The organism is Shinella sp., from assembly GCF_035998705.1.
Taxonomy (GTDB): Bacteria; Pseudomonadota; Alphaproteobacteria; order Rhizobiales; family Rhizobiaceae; genus Shinella.
Map to the genome: position 1 here is coordinate 1 of NZ_DASYHH010000002.1, position 15,215 is coordinate 15,215.

Below are 15,215 nucleotides of genomic sequence, written 5' to 3' on the forward strand. Positions count from 1 at the left end.
GGGCACGTGGAAAGGCAGGAGCTTCATCGGCGGCGGCAGGGGCAAGGTGCGGGCCGTGCTGTTCATGGCCGCCCTCGTCGCCAGCCGTCACAACCCCGTCCTGAAGGCTTTCCGCGACAAGCTGGTGGCCGCCGGCAAGCCAAAGATCGTCGCCATCGTCGCAACCATGCGAAAGCTGCTCACCATCCTCAACGCTGTCATCAGGGACAATCAGCAATGGCAAAACGCTTGACAGCCAAGACAGTCGCTCTGCCCTGCCGGCCATCTCCCCCTCGAGGGGGGAGATCGGATGGGGTGACGTCTCGCTCTTTACAGAGGCTGCTGCTTGCGGAGTGTCCCCGCCGCTTGCCGATCTCCCCCCTTGAGGGGAGATGGCCGGCAGGCCAGAGGGGGGTTACACCAATCCCACCCGATTCCTCAGGCGAACCGCCCCGCAAGGCTGCGCATCTCGCTGATCATCGCCGCGAGATTTTCGCGGATGCGGGCGTCGACGAGGACGGCGACGTCCGGATACTCCTCCAGCATGCGCCGGAAAAGCGGGCGGTTGATGCGGATGACCTCGCTGTCTTCGGTCGCCACCGCCGTATATTTGCGCTCGACGGCAGAAATCATCGCAAGCTCGGAGAGCAGCGTGCCGGCCTGCGCCGTACCCTCGTCGCGCATCGAGCCGTCGCGAAGCGTCGAGGTGAGGCTGAAGGCGCCGGAGGCGACGACGAAGCCGCAATCGGCCGACGTGCCCTCGCGAAACAGCGTCTGCCCCTCGACCAGCCGACGACGTTCCGCGCCAAAAGCCATCAGCCGCAGCTTGTCGTCGGCGAGCCCCGCAAAAAGCGGCACGCGGGAAAGCAGGGCGATGTCGTCGCTAAGAGCCACGGTCAGCTTTCTTTCTAATTACGGTACGATCTTGTAGCCGCCGTTCTCTGTCACGAGAATCTCCGCATTGGAAGGGTCCCGCTCGATCTTCTGGCGAAGACGATAGACATGGGTCTCCAGCGTGTGGGTCGTGACACCGGAATTGTAGCCCCAGACCTCTTCCAGGAGCACGTCGCGCGTCACCACCTTCTGGTCGGCGCGGTAGAGGTAGCGGATGATCGCCGCCTCCTTCTCCGTCAGCCGGATCTTCTGGCCGTTTTCGAGCGTCAGCAGTTTCTGGCCCGGCTTGAACGTATAGGGGCCGACGGTGAAGGTCGCGTCCTCGCTGCTTTCGTGCTGGCGCAGCTGCGCCCGGATGCGCGCGAGCAGCACGGCGAAGCGGAACGGCTTCGTCACATAGTCGTTGGCGCCGGCTTCGAGGCCCAGAATCGTGTCCGAATCGGTATCGTGCCCGGTCAGCATGATGATCGGCGCCTTGAAGCCGCCCTTGCGCAACAGCTTCACCGCCTCGCGCCCGTCCATGTCCGGCAGGCCGACATCCATGATAAGCAGGTCGATCTGGTTGGCGCGCGCGGTCTGGATGCCCTTGCCGGCCGTCATTTCCTCGAGCGTGGAGAATTCCTCGTAAAGCGAAAGCTGCTCGACGAGCGTCTCGCGAAGGTCGTTGTCGTCATCGACAAGAAGGATGGTACGGGATGTCATGCTTTACCTCTCGGCATTCCTCTGAAAGTAAGGGAACTGGCGCTTTTGGCAAGCCCGTCCATGGCTTAGCCAGTCAAGTTGCCACAAGGCACGAATATGGCGGAATGACATGAGCCGGATCACATCTCCTAAACATTGCGTGAAGACCATCCTCGTGCGCCCCGCGCCGGGCAGCAAGACCCGCGCCATCGTGCAGGTCGGTTCCCTGCGCATTCCCGCCGCGATCGGCCGCACGGGCGCGACCTCCCGCAAACGCGAAGGCGACGGCGCCACTCCCATTGCGGCCATGGCACTGCTCTCCGGCTTTGTGCGCGGCGACCGCGTGGCCTTGCCGGGGACCACCCTGCCCTTCCGCCGCATCCGGCCGTCCATGCTGTGGTGCGACGCGCCGAACCATCCGAGCTACAACCGCCTCGTGCGCGCCCCGTTCAAGCCGAGCCACGAAGAGATGCGCCGCACGGACGAACTCTACGACATCTGCCTCGTGCTCGACTGGAACGTCACCTCGCGCCGCCGCAACAGGGGCTCGGCGATCTTCTTCCACCTGATCCGCCCCGGCTACGAGCCGACCGCCGGCTGCGTCGCCATCGCGAAGCGCGACATGCTGCGCATCCTGCCGCATCTGCGCCGCGGCACGGTCGTGCGCGTGCTCTGACGATTTTGCCAGCGGGCGGGCTGAAATGCTGCGCTGCGGGACCTATATCAGCCTCGACCGTCGCCGGGCTGCAAGGCGCCACGGGAAACCCGGACGGGTTCAAGCATGCCAAATTTTTTCACGGAGAGATTCTGATGAGCGATCAACCGACAATCCTGTTTCACGATGGCAACAGCATTCCCCAGATCGGCCTCGGCGTCTGGCAGACCCCGAACGACACGGCCGTGACCGCCGTCAAGGCGGCGCTCGACAGCGGCTACCGCCATGTCGATACGGCGGCGATCTACGAGAACGAACAGGGCGTCGGCGAGGGTATCCGCGCCTCCGGCGTCGACCGCGCCGAAATCTTCCTCACCACCAAACTCTGGAACGGCGACCAGGGCCACGATGCGACGCTGAAAGCCTTCGACACCAGCCTGAAGCGGCTCGGCACCGACTATGTCGACCTCTACCTCATTCACTGGCCGGCGCCGAAGCGCGGCCAGTTCGTCGACACCTGGAAGGCCTTCATCCAGTTGCAGAAGGAAGGCCGCGCCCGCTCGATCGGCGTCTCCAACTTCTATCCGGAACACCTCCAGCGCCTGATCGACGAAACCGGCATCACCCCGGTCATCAACCAGATCGAGCTGCACCCGGATTTCCCCCAAAAGGAAACCCGCGCCTACCACGAAAAACACCGCATCATCACGCAATCCTGGAGCCCGCTCGGCCAGGGCACGCTGCTGAACGACCCCGTGGTCGCCAAGGTCGCGGCAAAACACGGCCGCACGCCGGCCCAGGTCATCACCCGCTGGCATATCGACAACGGCCTGGTCGTCATCCCGAAATCGGTGACGCCGTCGCGCATCGCGGAAAACTTCAAGGTCTTCGACTTCAAGCTCGACGACGAGGACATGGCGACCTTCGCCAGCCTCGAAAAAGGCGGCAAGCGCATCGGCCCGGACCCGATGACGGCGAGCTTCTGATTCTGCAATGAGTGACGCCGGTTGTTTGTTGACCGCAGGAAAAGTCCGCTGAGCTCTCCTCCGTCATGGTCGGGCTTGACCCGACCATCCATGCCTCACCGCGGGTGGATCCTCGGGTCAAGCCCGAGGATGACGTCGGGGGTGGGGCGACCTCAGTCGTCCGCTTCAGTTAAGCCAGCGTCATCGGCGTGACGAAGGCTTCAAGCCGGCCCGAGCCAGGTGCGATATCCGCCCAACGTTCGTGATCGAAGGCGATCACCGCCAGCCCCGCCGTCGGGTACTTCGTCTTCAGCCGCACCAAAGCTTCTGCCTCCCCCTGCGGCGCCAGCAGCTTGGCCACCTCTTCAAAACCCGGATTGTGCCCGATGACCAGAAGCGTCCCGCTCTCGTCCGGCGCCGCGTGGATCACAGCGAGGATCGCCGCCGGCGCGGCCTCGTAAATCGACGGCACGGTGCGCGATGGGCAGGGCCTGGCAAAGGCCGGAGCGACCAGCGCCCAGGTCTCCTGCGTGCGGCGGGCGGATGACACTAGCGCGAAATCCGGCTCAAGGCCCGCGGCGGCCATATGCATGCCCATGTGCGGCGCATCGCGGCGGCCCCGGTCGCCGAGCGGCCGGTCGTGATCCTCGACGCCATCCGGCCAGGCCGATTTCGCGTGACGCAGCAGAAGAAGGCGCTTCATGGAAATCTCCTTCAAAAGAAGAGGCCGGCAAACAAAAAGGCCGGGAGCATGCTCCCGGCCTTCTATCACAACCGCGATGGCGCCGTGATCATTTCCAGTCGCGGATATCGACGAAGTGGCCGGCGATCGCGGCGGCGGCGGCCATGGCCGGCGAGACGAGATGCGTGCGGCCCTTGAAGCCCTGGCGGCCTTCGAAGTTGCGGTTCGAGGTGGAGGCGCAGCGCTCGCCCGGCTTCAGGCGGTCGTCGTTCATGGCAAGGCACATGGAGCAGCCCGGCTCGCGCCAGTCGAAGCCGGCTTCCTTGAAGATCTTGTCGAGGCCTTCGCGCTCCGCCTGTTCCTTCACGAGGCCGGAGCCCGGAACGATCATGGCGTCGACGGTGGCAGCGACCTTGCGGCCCTCGACGACGGCGGCGACGGCGCGCAGGTCCTCGATGCGACCGTTGGTGCAGGAGCCGATGAAGACGCGGTCGATGGCGATGTCGGTGATCCTGGTGTCCGGCTTCAGGCCCATATAGTCGAGCGCGCGCCACTTGGAGGTGCGCTTGGTCTCATCCTCGATCTCGTCCGGGTTCGGAACGACGCCCTGCACGGAGACGACGTCTTCCGGCGAGGAGCCCCAGGAGACGATCGGCGGCAGGTTGGCGGCATCGAGCACGACGACGCGGTCGAAATGCGCGCCCTCTTCCGTGTAGAGCGTCTTCCAGTATTCCAGCGCCATGTCCAGCGCCTTGCCCTTCGGCGCGCGCGGCTTGCCCTTGATATATTCGAAGGTCTTTTCGTCCGGCGCGATGAGGCCGGCGCGCGCGCCGCCTTCGATCGTCATGTTGCAGATCGTCATGCGGCCTTCCATCGACAGCGAACGGATCGCCTCGCCCGCGAATTCGATGACATGACCGGTGCCGCCGGCGGTGCCGATCTCGCCGATGATGGCGAGGATGATGTCCTTGGCGGTAACGCCCGGCGGCAGCTGGCCGTCGACGCGCACCAGCATGTTCTTCGCCTTCTTCTGGATCAGCGTCTGGGTGGCGAGCACATGCTCCACTTCCGACGTGCCGATGCCATGCGCCAGCGCGCCGAAGGCGCCGTGCGTCGAGGTGTGGCTGTCACCGCAGACGATGGTCATGCCCGGCAGCGTAAAACCCTGCTCGGGGCCGACGATGTGCACGATGCCCTGGCGCACGTCCTTTTCCGAGTAATATTCGACGCCGAATTCCGCGGCATTGGTGGCGAGCGCCTCGACCTGGATGCGGCTTTCCTCGTTCTTGATGCCCTGGGCGCGATCCGGCGAGGTCGGCACGTTGTGGTCGACGACGGCGAGCGTCTTTTCCGGCGCGCGCACCTTGCGGCCGGCCATGCGCAGGCCTTCGAAGGCCTGCGGGCTCGTCACCTCGTGAACCAGGTGACGATCGATGTAGAGAAGACAGGTTCCGTCTTCCTGGCGCGAGACGATGTGATCGTCGAAAATCTTGTCATAGAGGGTACGGGGTGCACTCATGGCTCTTCATCCGCTTGGCATGTGTTGGGGTACTGGAAATCGGCGAGCGCAGGGCTCGCGAGGATCGCAAGCGATCAGGCTAGGCGGCTGGTGAGCGCCCCGAAGACGCGCGCAAAGAAGCGTGCCGGCAGGCGCTTGTGATCCTGCAGCACGACGACATGCTTTTCCGTGCATCCGAACTTGGATTCCATGGCTCGCATATAACGATTTTTGCGGCGCTCGGCAAGTTGCCGGCCGGCACCGCCGTTTACGCTCTTCCTAAAATTTCCCGCGCGCCTCCTTGCGGCTTCCCCGAATTTTTGAGACTCGGTACACGTATCCGGCTAAGCGTCGGCTCGAGGGGACATACATGAAGACGATTACCTGGCGCGACCGCGCGCGCTACCAGTTCGACAAGAGCATGGCGGCGGGGCCGATCGCGCTGATCGGCTGGCTTGCGGTCATTTCGCTGGTCGTCATCCTCGTCGCCGGCCTGTTCCTCGCCCTGACCGGCATCAAGCCGGACGGCGGCGAGCCGGTGTCTTTCATCGAAGGCGCCTGGGAATCGTTGATGCGCACCATGGATGCCGGCACGATGGGCGGCGACGTCGGCTGGAGCTTCCGCGGCGTCTCGCTCGCCGTCACCGTCGCTGGCATCTTCGTCTTCTCCGCGCTGATCGGCGTCCTGAGCTCGGGCCTCGACGAGAAGCTCGACGAGCTGCGCAAGGGCCGCTCGCATGTGCTCGAAAAGGACCACACGATCATCTTCAACTGGTCGCCCTCGATCTTCGACGTGATTTCCGAACTGGTGATCGCCAACCAGAGCCGCCGCAACCCGCGCATCGTCATCATGGCCGCCAAGGACAAGGTGGAGATGGAGGACGAGATCGCCGACAAGATCGCGGATCTCGGCAACACCCGCATCATCTGCCGCAACGGCGACCCGACCGACCTCTACGACGTCAACATCGTCAATCCGCAGGCCTCCCGCTCGATCATCGTGCTGTCGCCCGAAAGCGACTATGCGGATTCGCAGGTCATCAAGACCGTGCTGGCGCTGGTCAACGACCCGGAGCGGCGCAAGGAACCCTACCGGATCGCCGCCGAGATCCGCGATGCCAAGAATGCCGAGGTCGCCCGCATCGTCGGCGGCTCTGAGCTGCAACTGGTGCTCGCCGACGAGCTGATCTCGCGTATCGTCGTCAGCTCCAGCCGGCAGGCGGGCCTTTCGGCCGTCTATACCGAACTGCTCGATTTCGACGGCTCGGAAATCTACGCCGTCGAGCAGCCGGCACTCACCGGAAAGTCCTTCGGCAATGCGGTCATGGCCTATGACACGTCGACGCTGATCGGTATCTGCGACACCGACGGCGTCGTGCACCTCAACCCGCCGACGAACCGCATCATGCTTCCCGGCGAACGGGCCATCCTGATTGCCGAGGACGACGCGACGATCAAGCTCAGGACCGCTGAGTTCGAGGTCGACCGCGAAATCGTGCGCCCGCGCGTCAACCGCGAGCCGGGACCGGAGCGCACCCTGCTGCTCGGCTGGAACCGGCGCGGCCCGATCATCACGCAGGAACTGTCGCGCTACGTCGCGCCCGGCTCGGAGCTGATGATCGCCGCCGACACGCCGGAATTCGAGGCGGATGTCGCCAAGCTCCAATTTATCAAGGAAAACCTCTCGGTCCGCTGCACCGTCGTCGACACCTCGAACCGCGCCGCCCTCGATGCGCTCGATGTGCCGTCCTATGACCACGTTCTGGTGCTCGGCTACAGCGACCACATGGCCGCCCAGCCGGCCGACACGGCGACGCTCGTCACGCTGTTGCAGCTTCGCAAGATCGCCGACGCCGCCAACCAGCATATCGGCATCGTCAGCGAGATGATCGACGTGCGCAACCGCAACCTGGCCGCCGTCACCCGCGCCGACGATTTCGTCGTCAGCAACAAGCTGGTGAGCCTCATGCTGGCGCAGGCCTCGGAAAACGAGTTGATGGCACAGATTTTCGACGAGTTGCTCGACGAGGACGGCTCGGAAATCTACATGCGCCCGGTGACCGACTATATCGCCATCGACCGGCCGGTGAATTTCTACACCGTCAATCTTGCGGCCCTCATCCGCGGCGAGGTGGCGCTCGGCTACAGCCACGCGAAACGGGCGGGGCACGACCCGCGCAACATGGGCGGCGTCGTGGTCAATCCGGCGAAATCGGAAAAGGTGACCTTCGATCCCTCCGACCGCCTGATCATCCTTTCGCGCACGTAAAAGCCTCAGGTCCGCCGCAGGCGCCTTTCCAGGCCGCGCAGGCCGAGCGAAAGGCCGATCGTCAGGATGAGATAGACATAGGCGACGATGGAATAGGTCTCGAAGAACCGGAAGGAACCGGAGGCATAGACCTTGCCCATCTGCGTGATGTCGGCGACGCCGAGCACGGAGACGAGCGAGGAATCCTTGACCATCGCCACGAAATCATTGCCGAGCGGCGGCAGGATGACACGCACCGCCTGCGGAAAGACGACGAGCCGGAAGCGCTGGAAGCGCGACAGGCCGAGCGCCTTGGCCGCCTCCACCTGCCCCTTGTCGACGGACTGGATGCCTGCGCGAAAAACCTCGCCGATGAAGGCGGAATAGCCGATCATCAGCGCGATGATCGCCCGCCACATCAGCGAGACGTCGCGCACCTGCATCGGCTCGATGAACCCGGCACTGACAAGCGGCGAGATCACCAGATTGACCAGCGCCACCAGCGCCGGCGCGCCGACGAAGGCGATGTAGAACAGCAGCACGAGGATCGGCACGCCACGGATGACCTCCGTGTAGAAGCGTGCGACCTGACGCAGCACCTTGCTGTCCGACAGCGCCATCAGCGCGAGGCCGAGGCCGAGCGCGGTGGCGAGCAGGAAGGAGACGAGGGTCACGAAGATCGTGACCCACAACCCTTTCAGCACGACGCCGAACACTTGTGTGTAGAGATCGTTCGCCACGATGACGCCGGCAAGCGCCAGCGCGATGACGGCAAGGGCGACCAGCCACCAGGGATAGTCGTCCTTTGCCGCGTTAGAGGAAACGGGCGCCATGATCGCCCGCTACTGACCCATCTTGTAGTCGAGGAACCATTTCTTGTTGAGCGCGTCGAGCGTGCCGTCCGCCTTGAGCGCCGCGATCGCCGTATTGACGGGCGCCACGAGATCGGAGCCCTTCGGGAAGATGAAGCCGAAATCCTCCGTGCCGAGCGGCCCGCCGACGACCTTCAGCTTGCCGTTGGACGCATCGACATAACCCTTGGCAGCGACGCTGTCGGTGAGCACGAGGTCGACATCGCCGCCCTGCAGCGCCTGCACGGTCGCGCCAAAGGTCTCGAACAGCTTGATGCGCGGGTTCTGCTCGTTGCCGTCGAGGATTTCGTAGACGGCGGTGTAGAAGGGCGAGGTGCCCGGCTGGGCGGCGATCAGGCCGTCCGTCAGCGCCGCGAAGGATTTGGCATCCGTGAAGCGCGCCTCGTCGCCGCGCACCAGCATGAACTGCTGCGAGCGCAGATAGGGGTCGGAGAAGTCGACCTTCTCCTTGCGGTCGTCCTTGATGGTGATGCCGGTCATGCCGATATTGTACTGGTTGTCGGAGACGGCCTGAATCATCGCGTCCCAGCTGGTGTTCTGGTACTCGACCTTGAAGTTCAGCCGCTTGGCGATCTCGTTCATCGCGTCATATTCCCAGCCGATCTGCTCGCCTGACTTCGGATCGACGAATTGCAGCGGCGGATAGGCGTTCTCCGTCACCACGACGACGGACTTGCCGCCGAAATCGGGCAGGTCCGCGGCGAAGGCGACGGCGGGCATGAGGGCAGCGGCGGCAAGGCCTGCAAGGACGGCGCGGCGGGAGAACATCGGCTTCAAGCTCCTGGATTGTGGCGGCGGAACACTGTCACAGGAGCAGGTGGCGAGGCAAGCACGGCGGTTGCGCACAACCGCCTTTCCCGAAAACAAAAAGCCGCCGGCCTGGGCCGACGGCTTCTAGAAATGCTTGCGGCTGCCGGATTATTCGGCGGCGGCTTCTGCGGCCTTGGCGGCTTCGGCAGCAGCGGCCTTCTCGGCGGCTTCAGCTGCGGCCTTTTCAGCGGCGAGCGCCTGGGCGGCTGCGACCTTCTCGGCTTCGAGACGGGCCTTTTCCTCGGCAACGGCGGCGCGCTCGGCGTCGTTCAGGCTGCGGGCGCGCGTGCCGGTGTTCTCGACGATACGAGCCGACTTGCCGCGACGGTCGCGCAGGTAGTAGAGCTTGGCGCGACGGACCTTACCGCGGCGGACGACTTCGACGCCTTCGACGAGCGGCGAGTAAACCGGGAATACGCGCTCGACGCCTTCGCCGTAGGAGATCTTGCGAACGGTGAAGCTTTCGTTGATGCCGCCACCCGAGCGGGCGATGCACACGCCTTCATAGGCCTGTACGCGGGTACGCGAACCTTCCGTCACGCGGACGTTGACGCGGACGGTGTCGCCCGGGGAAAATTCCGGAAGCTGGCGCTTGGCTTCGATCTTCGCTGCCTGTTCGGCTTCGAGCTGCTGGATGATGTTCATTGGTCTAACCTTCTGGTTTTTCTGAAACAGCCAGAGCGCTCGACGGTCACCTTTGAAGGTCATGCCTCTAAGGTTAGCCCGTTATGGGGCGGAGCGGATTCGCCATTCTTTGCTTGCAGGTCGGCTGGGTAATCCCAAATCCGTGCGGGCCAATACACCAATCGAACCCGCTTGTCATCCCCACGGCCGAAAGAATCCGCGGGGATGTGCCGGTTTTCGGCCCTTGCCCGCCTTTCACCGCCACGCTATCACGCGGGACAGGGAGAAGCGGCATGACCATTGCCGCCGGGAGTATCATGTCCATAGCCGATGCCATACTGCTTTTCGTCGCCGGATTCCTGTCCGGCACGGTCAATGCCATTGCCGGCGGCGGCACCTTCCTTACCTTCGGCGCGATGACGCTGACCGGCCTGCCGCCGATCGTCGCCAACGCCACCTCCTCGATCACCCAGTTTCCGGGCTACGTCACCTCCTCGCTCGCCTATGCCAAGGAGATCAGGGCGGACTGGCGCGAGGCGGCGCTGCTCGGCGGCATCTCGCTGGTCGGCGGCCTTGCCGGCGCGCTGCTGCTGCTGTCGCTCGACAACCCGTCCTTCCGCGCGTTGGTGCCGTGGCTGCTGCTCGCCGCCACCATCATCTTCGCCGCCGGCCCCTATCTCAAGCCGAAGACGCTGCATGCCGAAACTCCGGTCTCGCCGCTCGGCTTCGTCGGGCAATTCTTCACCTCGATCTATGGCGGCTTCTTCGGCGCCGGCATGGGCATCATGATGCTTGCCGTGCTGGGCCTCACCAAGGGCGGCGACTACCATCGCCTGAACGCGCTGAAGAATTTCCTGGCCGTGGTGATCGCCGCGGTCGCCATCGTGGTCTTCGCCAGCGGCGACGTGGTCGGCTGGCCGCAGGCCGCCGTCATGGTTCCGGCCGGCGCGCTTGGCGGCTGGTCCGGCGTCTGGGCGGCGCGGCGCGTGCCGCAGCCGGTGATCCGCGGCCTGGTGGTCGCGGTCGGTGCGGCGCTGACGGTCTATTATTTCGTGACCGGCTGAGTGTCGATTAGATCCGGCCGGCGCTCGCGCGTCAGCTTTTCCGCCTCCTCGCGCCGCCATCGGTCGATGGCCGCGTGGTTGCCGGAGGTCAGCACGCCGGGGATTTCCTGCGCTTCCCAGACCTGCGGCCGCGTATAATGCGGATGCTCCAGCAACCCGCCCTCGAAGCTCTCGTGCTCGCCGGACAGCGCATTGCCCATCACACCCGGCAGGATGCGCACGATCGCGTCGAGCAGGATCATCGCCGCCGGCTCGCCGCCCGAGAGAATGTAGTCGCCGATCGAAACCTCTTCGAGCTGCCGCCCGTCGATGACACGCTGGTCGACGCCCTCGAACCGGCCGCAGACCACGATGGCCCCCTCGCCGGCCGCAAGCTCGCGCACGCGCGCCTGCGTCAGCGGCCGGCCCCGCGGGCTCATCAAGAGGCGCGGACGATTGTCGCCCTCGGAAGCATGGTCGATGGCGCGTGCCAGCACATCGGGCTTCAGCACCATGCCGGCCCCGCCGCCCGCCGGCGTATCATCGACGGTGCGGTGGCGGTCGGTGGTGAAATCGCGGATCTGTACGCAATCCAGCGCCCAGTCCCCGCGCGCCAAAGCCTTGCCGGAGAGCGACTGGCCGAGCAGACCCGGAAACATCTCCGGGTAGAGCGTCAATATGGTGGCGCGGAAAGCCACGTCATTCCCCGCCGTCGTCTTCGGGCGGACGGCGGCGCCGGCTGCCCGGCCCCTCCTTTTCCTCTTCCTCGAGGCCCGCGGCAATCGGATCGATCACCAGGCGCCCGCCATCGACGTCGATTTCCAAGACGGCTGCCTCGGAGAAGGGAATGAGCACCGGCCGCTTGCCGGGACCTTTCAGTTCCAGCAGGTCGCCCGCGCCAAAATCGAAGATGCCGGTCACCGTGCCGTGGCTGCGGCCTTCCGCATCGACAGCTTCCAGCCCTTCGAGATCGGCATAGAAGAACTCGTCCTCGTCGAGTTCCTCGTCCGGCAGGTTGTCGCGGTCGATATAGAGGTCGGTGCCGTTCAGCGCCTCGGCGGCGTTGCGGTCGTTGATGCCGCGGAACCGCACGACGACGACGTTCTTCGCCTCGCGCACCTCCAGCACCTCGAAGGCGCGGCCGTCATCCGTGTGGAGATGGCCGTAATCGCCGATCGCCGTGGGATCGATGGTGTAGGATTTCACACGGACTTCGCCGCGCAGGCCCTGGGCCGCGCCGACCGTGCCCATCAGGATGGGATTTTCCAGTTTCACCATGGTTGCTTCCGTGCGTTTTGTGGAGCCTCTTACGATGTTCCGCGCAAGGCTCCAAATGAAAACGGGCGGCATGAAACGCCGCCCGTCAGCTTGGTGAAGAACCTCGCCCATCCACTGACGTCATCCTCGGGCTTGACCCGAGGATCCACACCTCATTTGCGGTGGGTGGATGCTCGGGTCAAGCCCGAGCATGACGGAGGAGAGGTTCGTCGCCGTTGATTATTCGGCGGCAGCAGCAGCAGCGGCGTCTTCTTCCTTCTGCTTCTTCTCGGCAATGCGCTCGAGCGCCTTCTTGCCCGGCTTTGCCTTGTCCGGGTTGTTGCGGGCTTCGCGCTTCACGACGCCGGCTTCGTCCAGGAAGCGGGCAACGCGGTCGGTCGCCTGGGCGCCCTTGGAGAGCCATTCCTTGATGCGGTCGGCGTCGATCTGCACGCGGTTGACGTCGTCCTTGGCGAGCATCGGGTTCCACGAACCGACCTTCTCGAGGAAGCGGCCATCGCGCGGCGAACGGGCGTCGGCAACGACGATCTGGTAGTACGGACGCTTCTTGGAGCCACCGCGGGCGAGACGAATTTTCAGTGCCATGTCATTTCTCCTTGGATGTAGGTGACCGCTTGGCTCTCAAGCGGTATTCTGGTTTGCGCCGCTGTGTTCAGCGGCAATGGCTTCATGGTGCCGGATCACCTCGTGGATGATGAAGTTCAGGAACTTCTCCGCGAAATCCGGATCCAGATTGGCATCCTTGGCCAGGCGGCGAAGGCGCTCGATCTGGTATTCTTCGCGCGCCGGGTCGGCCGGCGGCAGTTCATGCGTCGCCTTCAGCACGCCCACCGCCTGGGTGCAGCGGAAACGTTCGGCGAGCATATGCACAAGGGCAGCGTCGATATTGTCGATCGACTGCCGGTATTCTCCCAATTGCTGCTTGACCGTCGGATCGATCGTCATGCCTCAACCCCTCACTTCTTCTTCGGCAGGCCGGGAAGGCCCGGCAGGCCACCAAGACCCGGAAGGCGCCCGCCGCCAAGGCCCGGAAGTCCGCCACCACCCAAGCCGGGCATGCTGCCGGGCTTGATGCCGGCCGCTTCCGCCTGCTTGGCGAGCGCTTCGAGCTGCTTCGGATCCATCTTCGACAGATCGGGCATGCCGCCCATGCCGCCGCCAAGGCCGCCGAGGCCCATCTTGCCGGCAAGGCCGCCCATCATCTGCTTCATCATGCCGCCGCCCTTCTTGCCGCCCATCATCTTCATCATGTCCGCCATCTGGCGGTGCATCTTCAGAAGCTTGTTGATGTCGGCCGCATCCGTGCCGGAGCCGGCGGCGATGCGCTTCTTGCGGGAATGCTTGAGCAGGTCCGGATTGGCGCGCTCGGCCTTGGTCATCGAATTGATGATGGCGATCTGGCGGCCAAAGAGTTTATCGTCGAGGCCGGCGGCGGACATCTTGTCCTTCATGCCGGCCATGCCGGGCATCAGCCCCATGATGCCGCCCATGCCGCCCATCTTCTGCATCTGGGCCAGCTGGTCGGCGAGGTCGTTCAGGTCGAACTTGCCCTTGGCCATCTTGGCGGCCATGGCGGCCGCCTTCTCGGCGTCGATATTCTCCGCGGCCTTCTCGACGAGCGAGACGATGTCGCCCATGCCGAGGATGCGGTCTGCGACGCGGCGGGGATGGAATTCTTCCAGCTCGCCCATCTTTTCGCCGACGCCGATCAGCTTGATCGGCTTGCCGGTGACGGCGCGCATGGAAAGGGCCGCACCGCCGCGGCCGTCGCCGTCCATGCGGGTCAAGACGAGGCCGGTAATGCCGACGCGCTCGTCGAAATTGCGGGCGAGGTTGACGGCGTCCTGGCCGGTCAGCGCATCGGCGACGAGCAGGATTTCATGCGGATTGGACTTCCGCTTGATCTCCGCCATCTCGATCATCAGCGGCTCGTCGATATGGGTACGGCCAGCGGTATCGAGGATGACGACGTCATGGCCGCCGAGTTTTGCGGCCTGCACGGCGCGCGAGGCGATATCGGTCGGCGACTGGCCCGCGATGATCGGCAAGGTATCGATGCCCGCCTGCACGCCGAGCTGGCGCAACTGCTCTTGTGCTGCCGGACGGCGCGTGTCGAGCGAGGCCATCAGGACCTTCTTCTTGTCGCGCGTCTTCAGCCGGTTGGCGATCTTGCCCGACGTGGTCGTCTTGCCCGAGCCCTGCAGGCCGACCATCATGATGACGACGGGGGCCGCCGCATTGAGATCGATCGACACGCCCTCGGAGCCGAGCATCGAGATCAGCTCGTCATGCACGAGCTTCACGACCATCTGGCCGGGCTTGATCGACTTCAGGATTTCCGCGCCGACGGCCTTTTCGCGCACCGCATCGGTGAAGGAGCGCACCACTTCCAGAGCCACGTCCGCTTCCAGAAGCGCACGGCGGACCTCGCGCAGCGCCGCGGCGACATCCGCCTCGGAAAGCGCGCCACGGCCTGTCAGTCCATTCAGAATGGAGCCAAGGCGGTCCTGGAGTGTTTCAAACATCACATCTTCCTTCTTGTTTCCGCAGGTAGCGGAAACGTCGGTGCCATCGGTGACAAAAACAAGACGCAAAGCCAAAAAGCACCCGAGGGCGCATCGCGCTGTCGGGTGTTGACCTCCGGGATCTGTTTATACCGCTATGGGTCCCGGTCGGTGGCTTCAAGTATCGTCACTTGTCGCAGATGCGCGGCTTAAACCCCATCGGGGCCGGAAAGTCAAGGATGGCTCGGAACCCTATCGTTCCTCAGTTTTTAAGTTCAATAGCATGCCTGCCACGCGACACCATCCTTCCATGCTTGCCGGTATAAAGCTTCACGCCAACCGGACCTAACAATTGAGGCGTCCCGCTAATGTGATCAGCGAAGCTGTCCGCAGTACAGATCGCAACGGGCGATGGCGAGGAACAATCATTGAAGATGGCTAAAATCCGTAGCCAAGGGTGGCAAGAGGCGCGCAGCCAAACA

The 15,215-nt window shown here is 64.3% G+C and carries 16 protein-coding genes and 1 pseudogene; 5 read left to right on the forward strand and 12 right to left on the reverse strand.

From position 1 onward, the window contains the following. A pseudogene (locus VGN93_RS00090) lies at positions 1-232 on the forward strand (IS110 family transposase); the annotation flags it as partial. 185 nt (positions 233-417) lie between these two features. Here the strand turns inward: VGN93_RS00090 and VGN93_RS00095 are convergent. Then, on the reverse strand, positions 418-873 hold the full coding sequence (locus VGN93_RS00095; RefSeq protein ID WP_327505848.1) for a cyclic nucleotide-binding domain-containing protein: 456 nt from the start codon (positions 871-873) through the stop codon (positions 418-420). 18 nt (positions 874-891) lie between these two features. Beyond that, on the reverse strand, positions 892-1,575 hold the full coding sequence (locus VGN93_RS00100; RefSeq protein WP_256119518.1) for a response regulator transcription factor: 684 nt from the start codon (positions 1,573-1,575) through the stop codon (positions 892-894). A 109-nt stretch (positions 1,576-1,684) separates the two neighbouring features. Between VGN93_RS00100 and VGN93_RS00105 the strand changes: the two genes are divergently transcribed. Together VGN93_RS00105 and VGN93_RS00110 are read left to right on the forward strand one after the other, a co-directional pair. Continuing rightward, positions 1,685-2,230 (forward strand): L,D-transpeptidase, encoded by a 546-nt coding sequence (locus tag VGN93_RS00105; protein ID WP_327505849.1) that lies wholly within the window; start codon positions 1,685-1,687, stop codon positions 2,228-2,230. A 134-nt stretch (positions 2,231-2,364) separates the two neighbouring features. Continuing rightward, a complete protein-coding gene (locus tag VGN93_RS00110) occupies positions 2,365-3,195 on the forward strand; it encodes an aldo/keto reductase (RefSeq protein ID WP_327505850.1) in 831 nt (276 codons plus the stop codon). Between the two features lie 169 nt (positions 3,196-3,364). Here the strand turns inward: VGN93_RS00110 and VGN93_RS00115 are convergent, their stop codons facing one another. After that, positions 3,365-3,877, reverse strand: coding sequence for a histidine phosphatase family protein (locus VGN93_RS00115; protein ID WP_327505851.1), 513 nt, complete (start codon positions 3,875-3,877; stop codon positions 3,365-3,367). A gap of 88 nt (positions 3,878-3,965) precedes the next feature. Continuing rightward, complete coding sequence (gene leuC, locus VGN93_RS00120) at positions 3,966-5,375, reverse strand: 3-isopropylmalate dehydratase large subunit (protein WP_327505852.1); 1,410 nt, start codon at positions 5,373-5,375, stop codon at positions 3,966-3,968. Positions 5,376-5,724: 349 nt separating this feature from the next. Between leuC and VGN93_RS00125 the strand changes: the two genes are divergently transcribed. Further along, positions 5,725-7,623 carry a CASTOR/POLLUX-related putative ion channel gene (locus tag VGN93_RS00125; RefSeq protein ID WP_327505853.1) on the forward strand — a complete coding sequence of 633 codons (1,899 nt, stop codon included), beginning with the start codon at positions 5,725-5,727 and terminating at the stop codon, positions 7,621-7,623. A 5-nt stretch (positions 7,624-7,628) separates the two neighbouring features. Here VGN93_RS00125 and VGN93_RS00130 read toward each other — a convergent pair whose 3' ends face one another. The 3 genes from VGN93_RS00130 to rplS form a co-directional block, all read right to left on the reverse strand. Then, positions 7,629-8,435, reverse strand: coding sequence for an amino acid ABC transporter permease (locus VGN93_RS00130; protein WP_327505854.1), 807 nt, complete (start codon positions 8,433-8,435; stop codon positions 7,629-7,631). A 9-nt stretch (positions 8,436-8,444) separates the two neighbouring features. Further along, on the reverse strand, positions 8,445-9,242 hold the full coding sequence (locus VGN93_RS00135; RefSeq protein WP_327505855.1) for a transporter substrate-binding domain-containing protein: 798 nt from the start codon (positions 9,240-9,242) through the stop codon (positions 8,445-8,447). Between the two features lie 150 nt (positions 9,243-9,392). Next, a complete protein-coding gene (rplS, locus tag VGN93_RS00140) occupies positions 9,393-9,929 on the reverse strand; it encodes a 50S ribosomal protein L19 (RefSeq protein WP_327505856.1) in 537 nt (178 codons plus the stop codon). 296 nt (positions 9,930-10,225) lie between these two features. On the opposite strand from rplS, the gene VGN93_RS00145 reads away from it, so the two are divergent. After that, positions 10,226-10,972, forward strand: coding sequence for a sulfite exporter TauE/SafE family protein (locus tag VGN93_RS00145; RefSeq protein ID WP_327505895.1), 747 nt, complete (start codon positions 10,226-10,228; stop codon positions 10,970-10,972). Here VGN93_RS00145 and trmD read toward each other — a convergent pair. The 5 genes from trmD to ffh form a co-directional block, all read right to left on the reverse strand. Continuing rightward, on the reverse strand, positions 10,954-11,649 hold the full coding sequence (trmD, locus tag VGN93_RS00150; RefSeq protein WP_327505857.1) for a tRNA (guanosine(37)-N1)-methyltransferase TrmD: 696 nt from the start codon (positions 11,647-11,649) through the stop codon (positions 10,954-10,956). The two genes, VGN93_RS00145 and trmD, sit on opposite strands and share 19 nt — an antisense overlap. A gap of 1 nt (position 11,650) precedes the next feature. Then, entirely contained in the window at positions 11,651-12,301 is a 651-nt protein-coding gene (rimM, locus tag VGN93_RS00155) for a ribosome maturation factor RimM (RefSeq protein WP_414713964.1), read from the reverse strand. Between the two features lie 147 nt (positions 12,302-12,448). Beyond that, positions 12,449-12,814 carry a 30S ribosomal protein S16 gene (rpsP, locus tag VGN93_RS00160; RefSeq protein WP_327505859.1) on the reverse strand — a complete coding sequence of 122 codons (366 nt, stop codon included), beginning with the start codon at positions 12,812-12,814 and terminating at the stop codon, positions 12,449-12,451. A 36-nt stretch (positions 12,815-12,850) separates the two neighbouring features. Then, a complete protein-coding gene (locus VGN93_RS00165) occupies positions 12,851-13,174 on the reverse strand; it encodes a chorismate mutase (RefSeq protein ID WP_069060657.1) in 324 nt (107 codons plus the stop codon). 11 nt (positions 13,175-13,185) lie between these two features. Beyond that, a complete protein-coding gene (gene ffh, locus VGN93_RS00170) occupies positions 13,186-14,754 on the reverse strand; it encodes a signal recognition particle protein (RefSeq protein WP_327505860.1) in 1,569 nt (522 codons plus the stop codon). Positions 14,755-15,215: the final 461 nt, after the last annotated feature.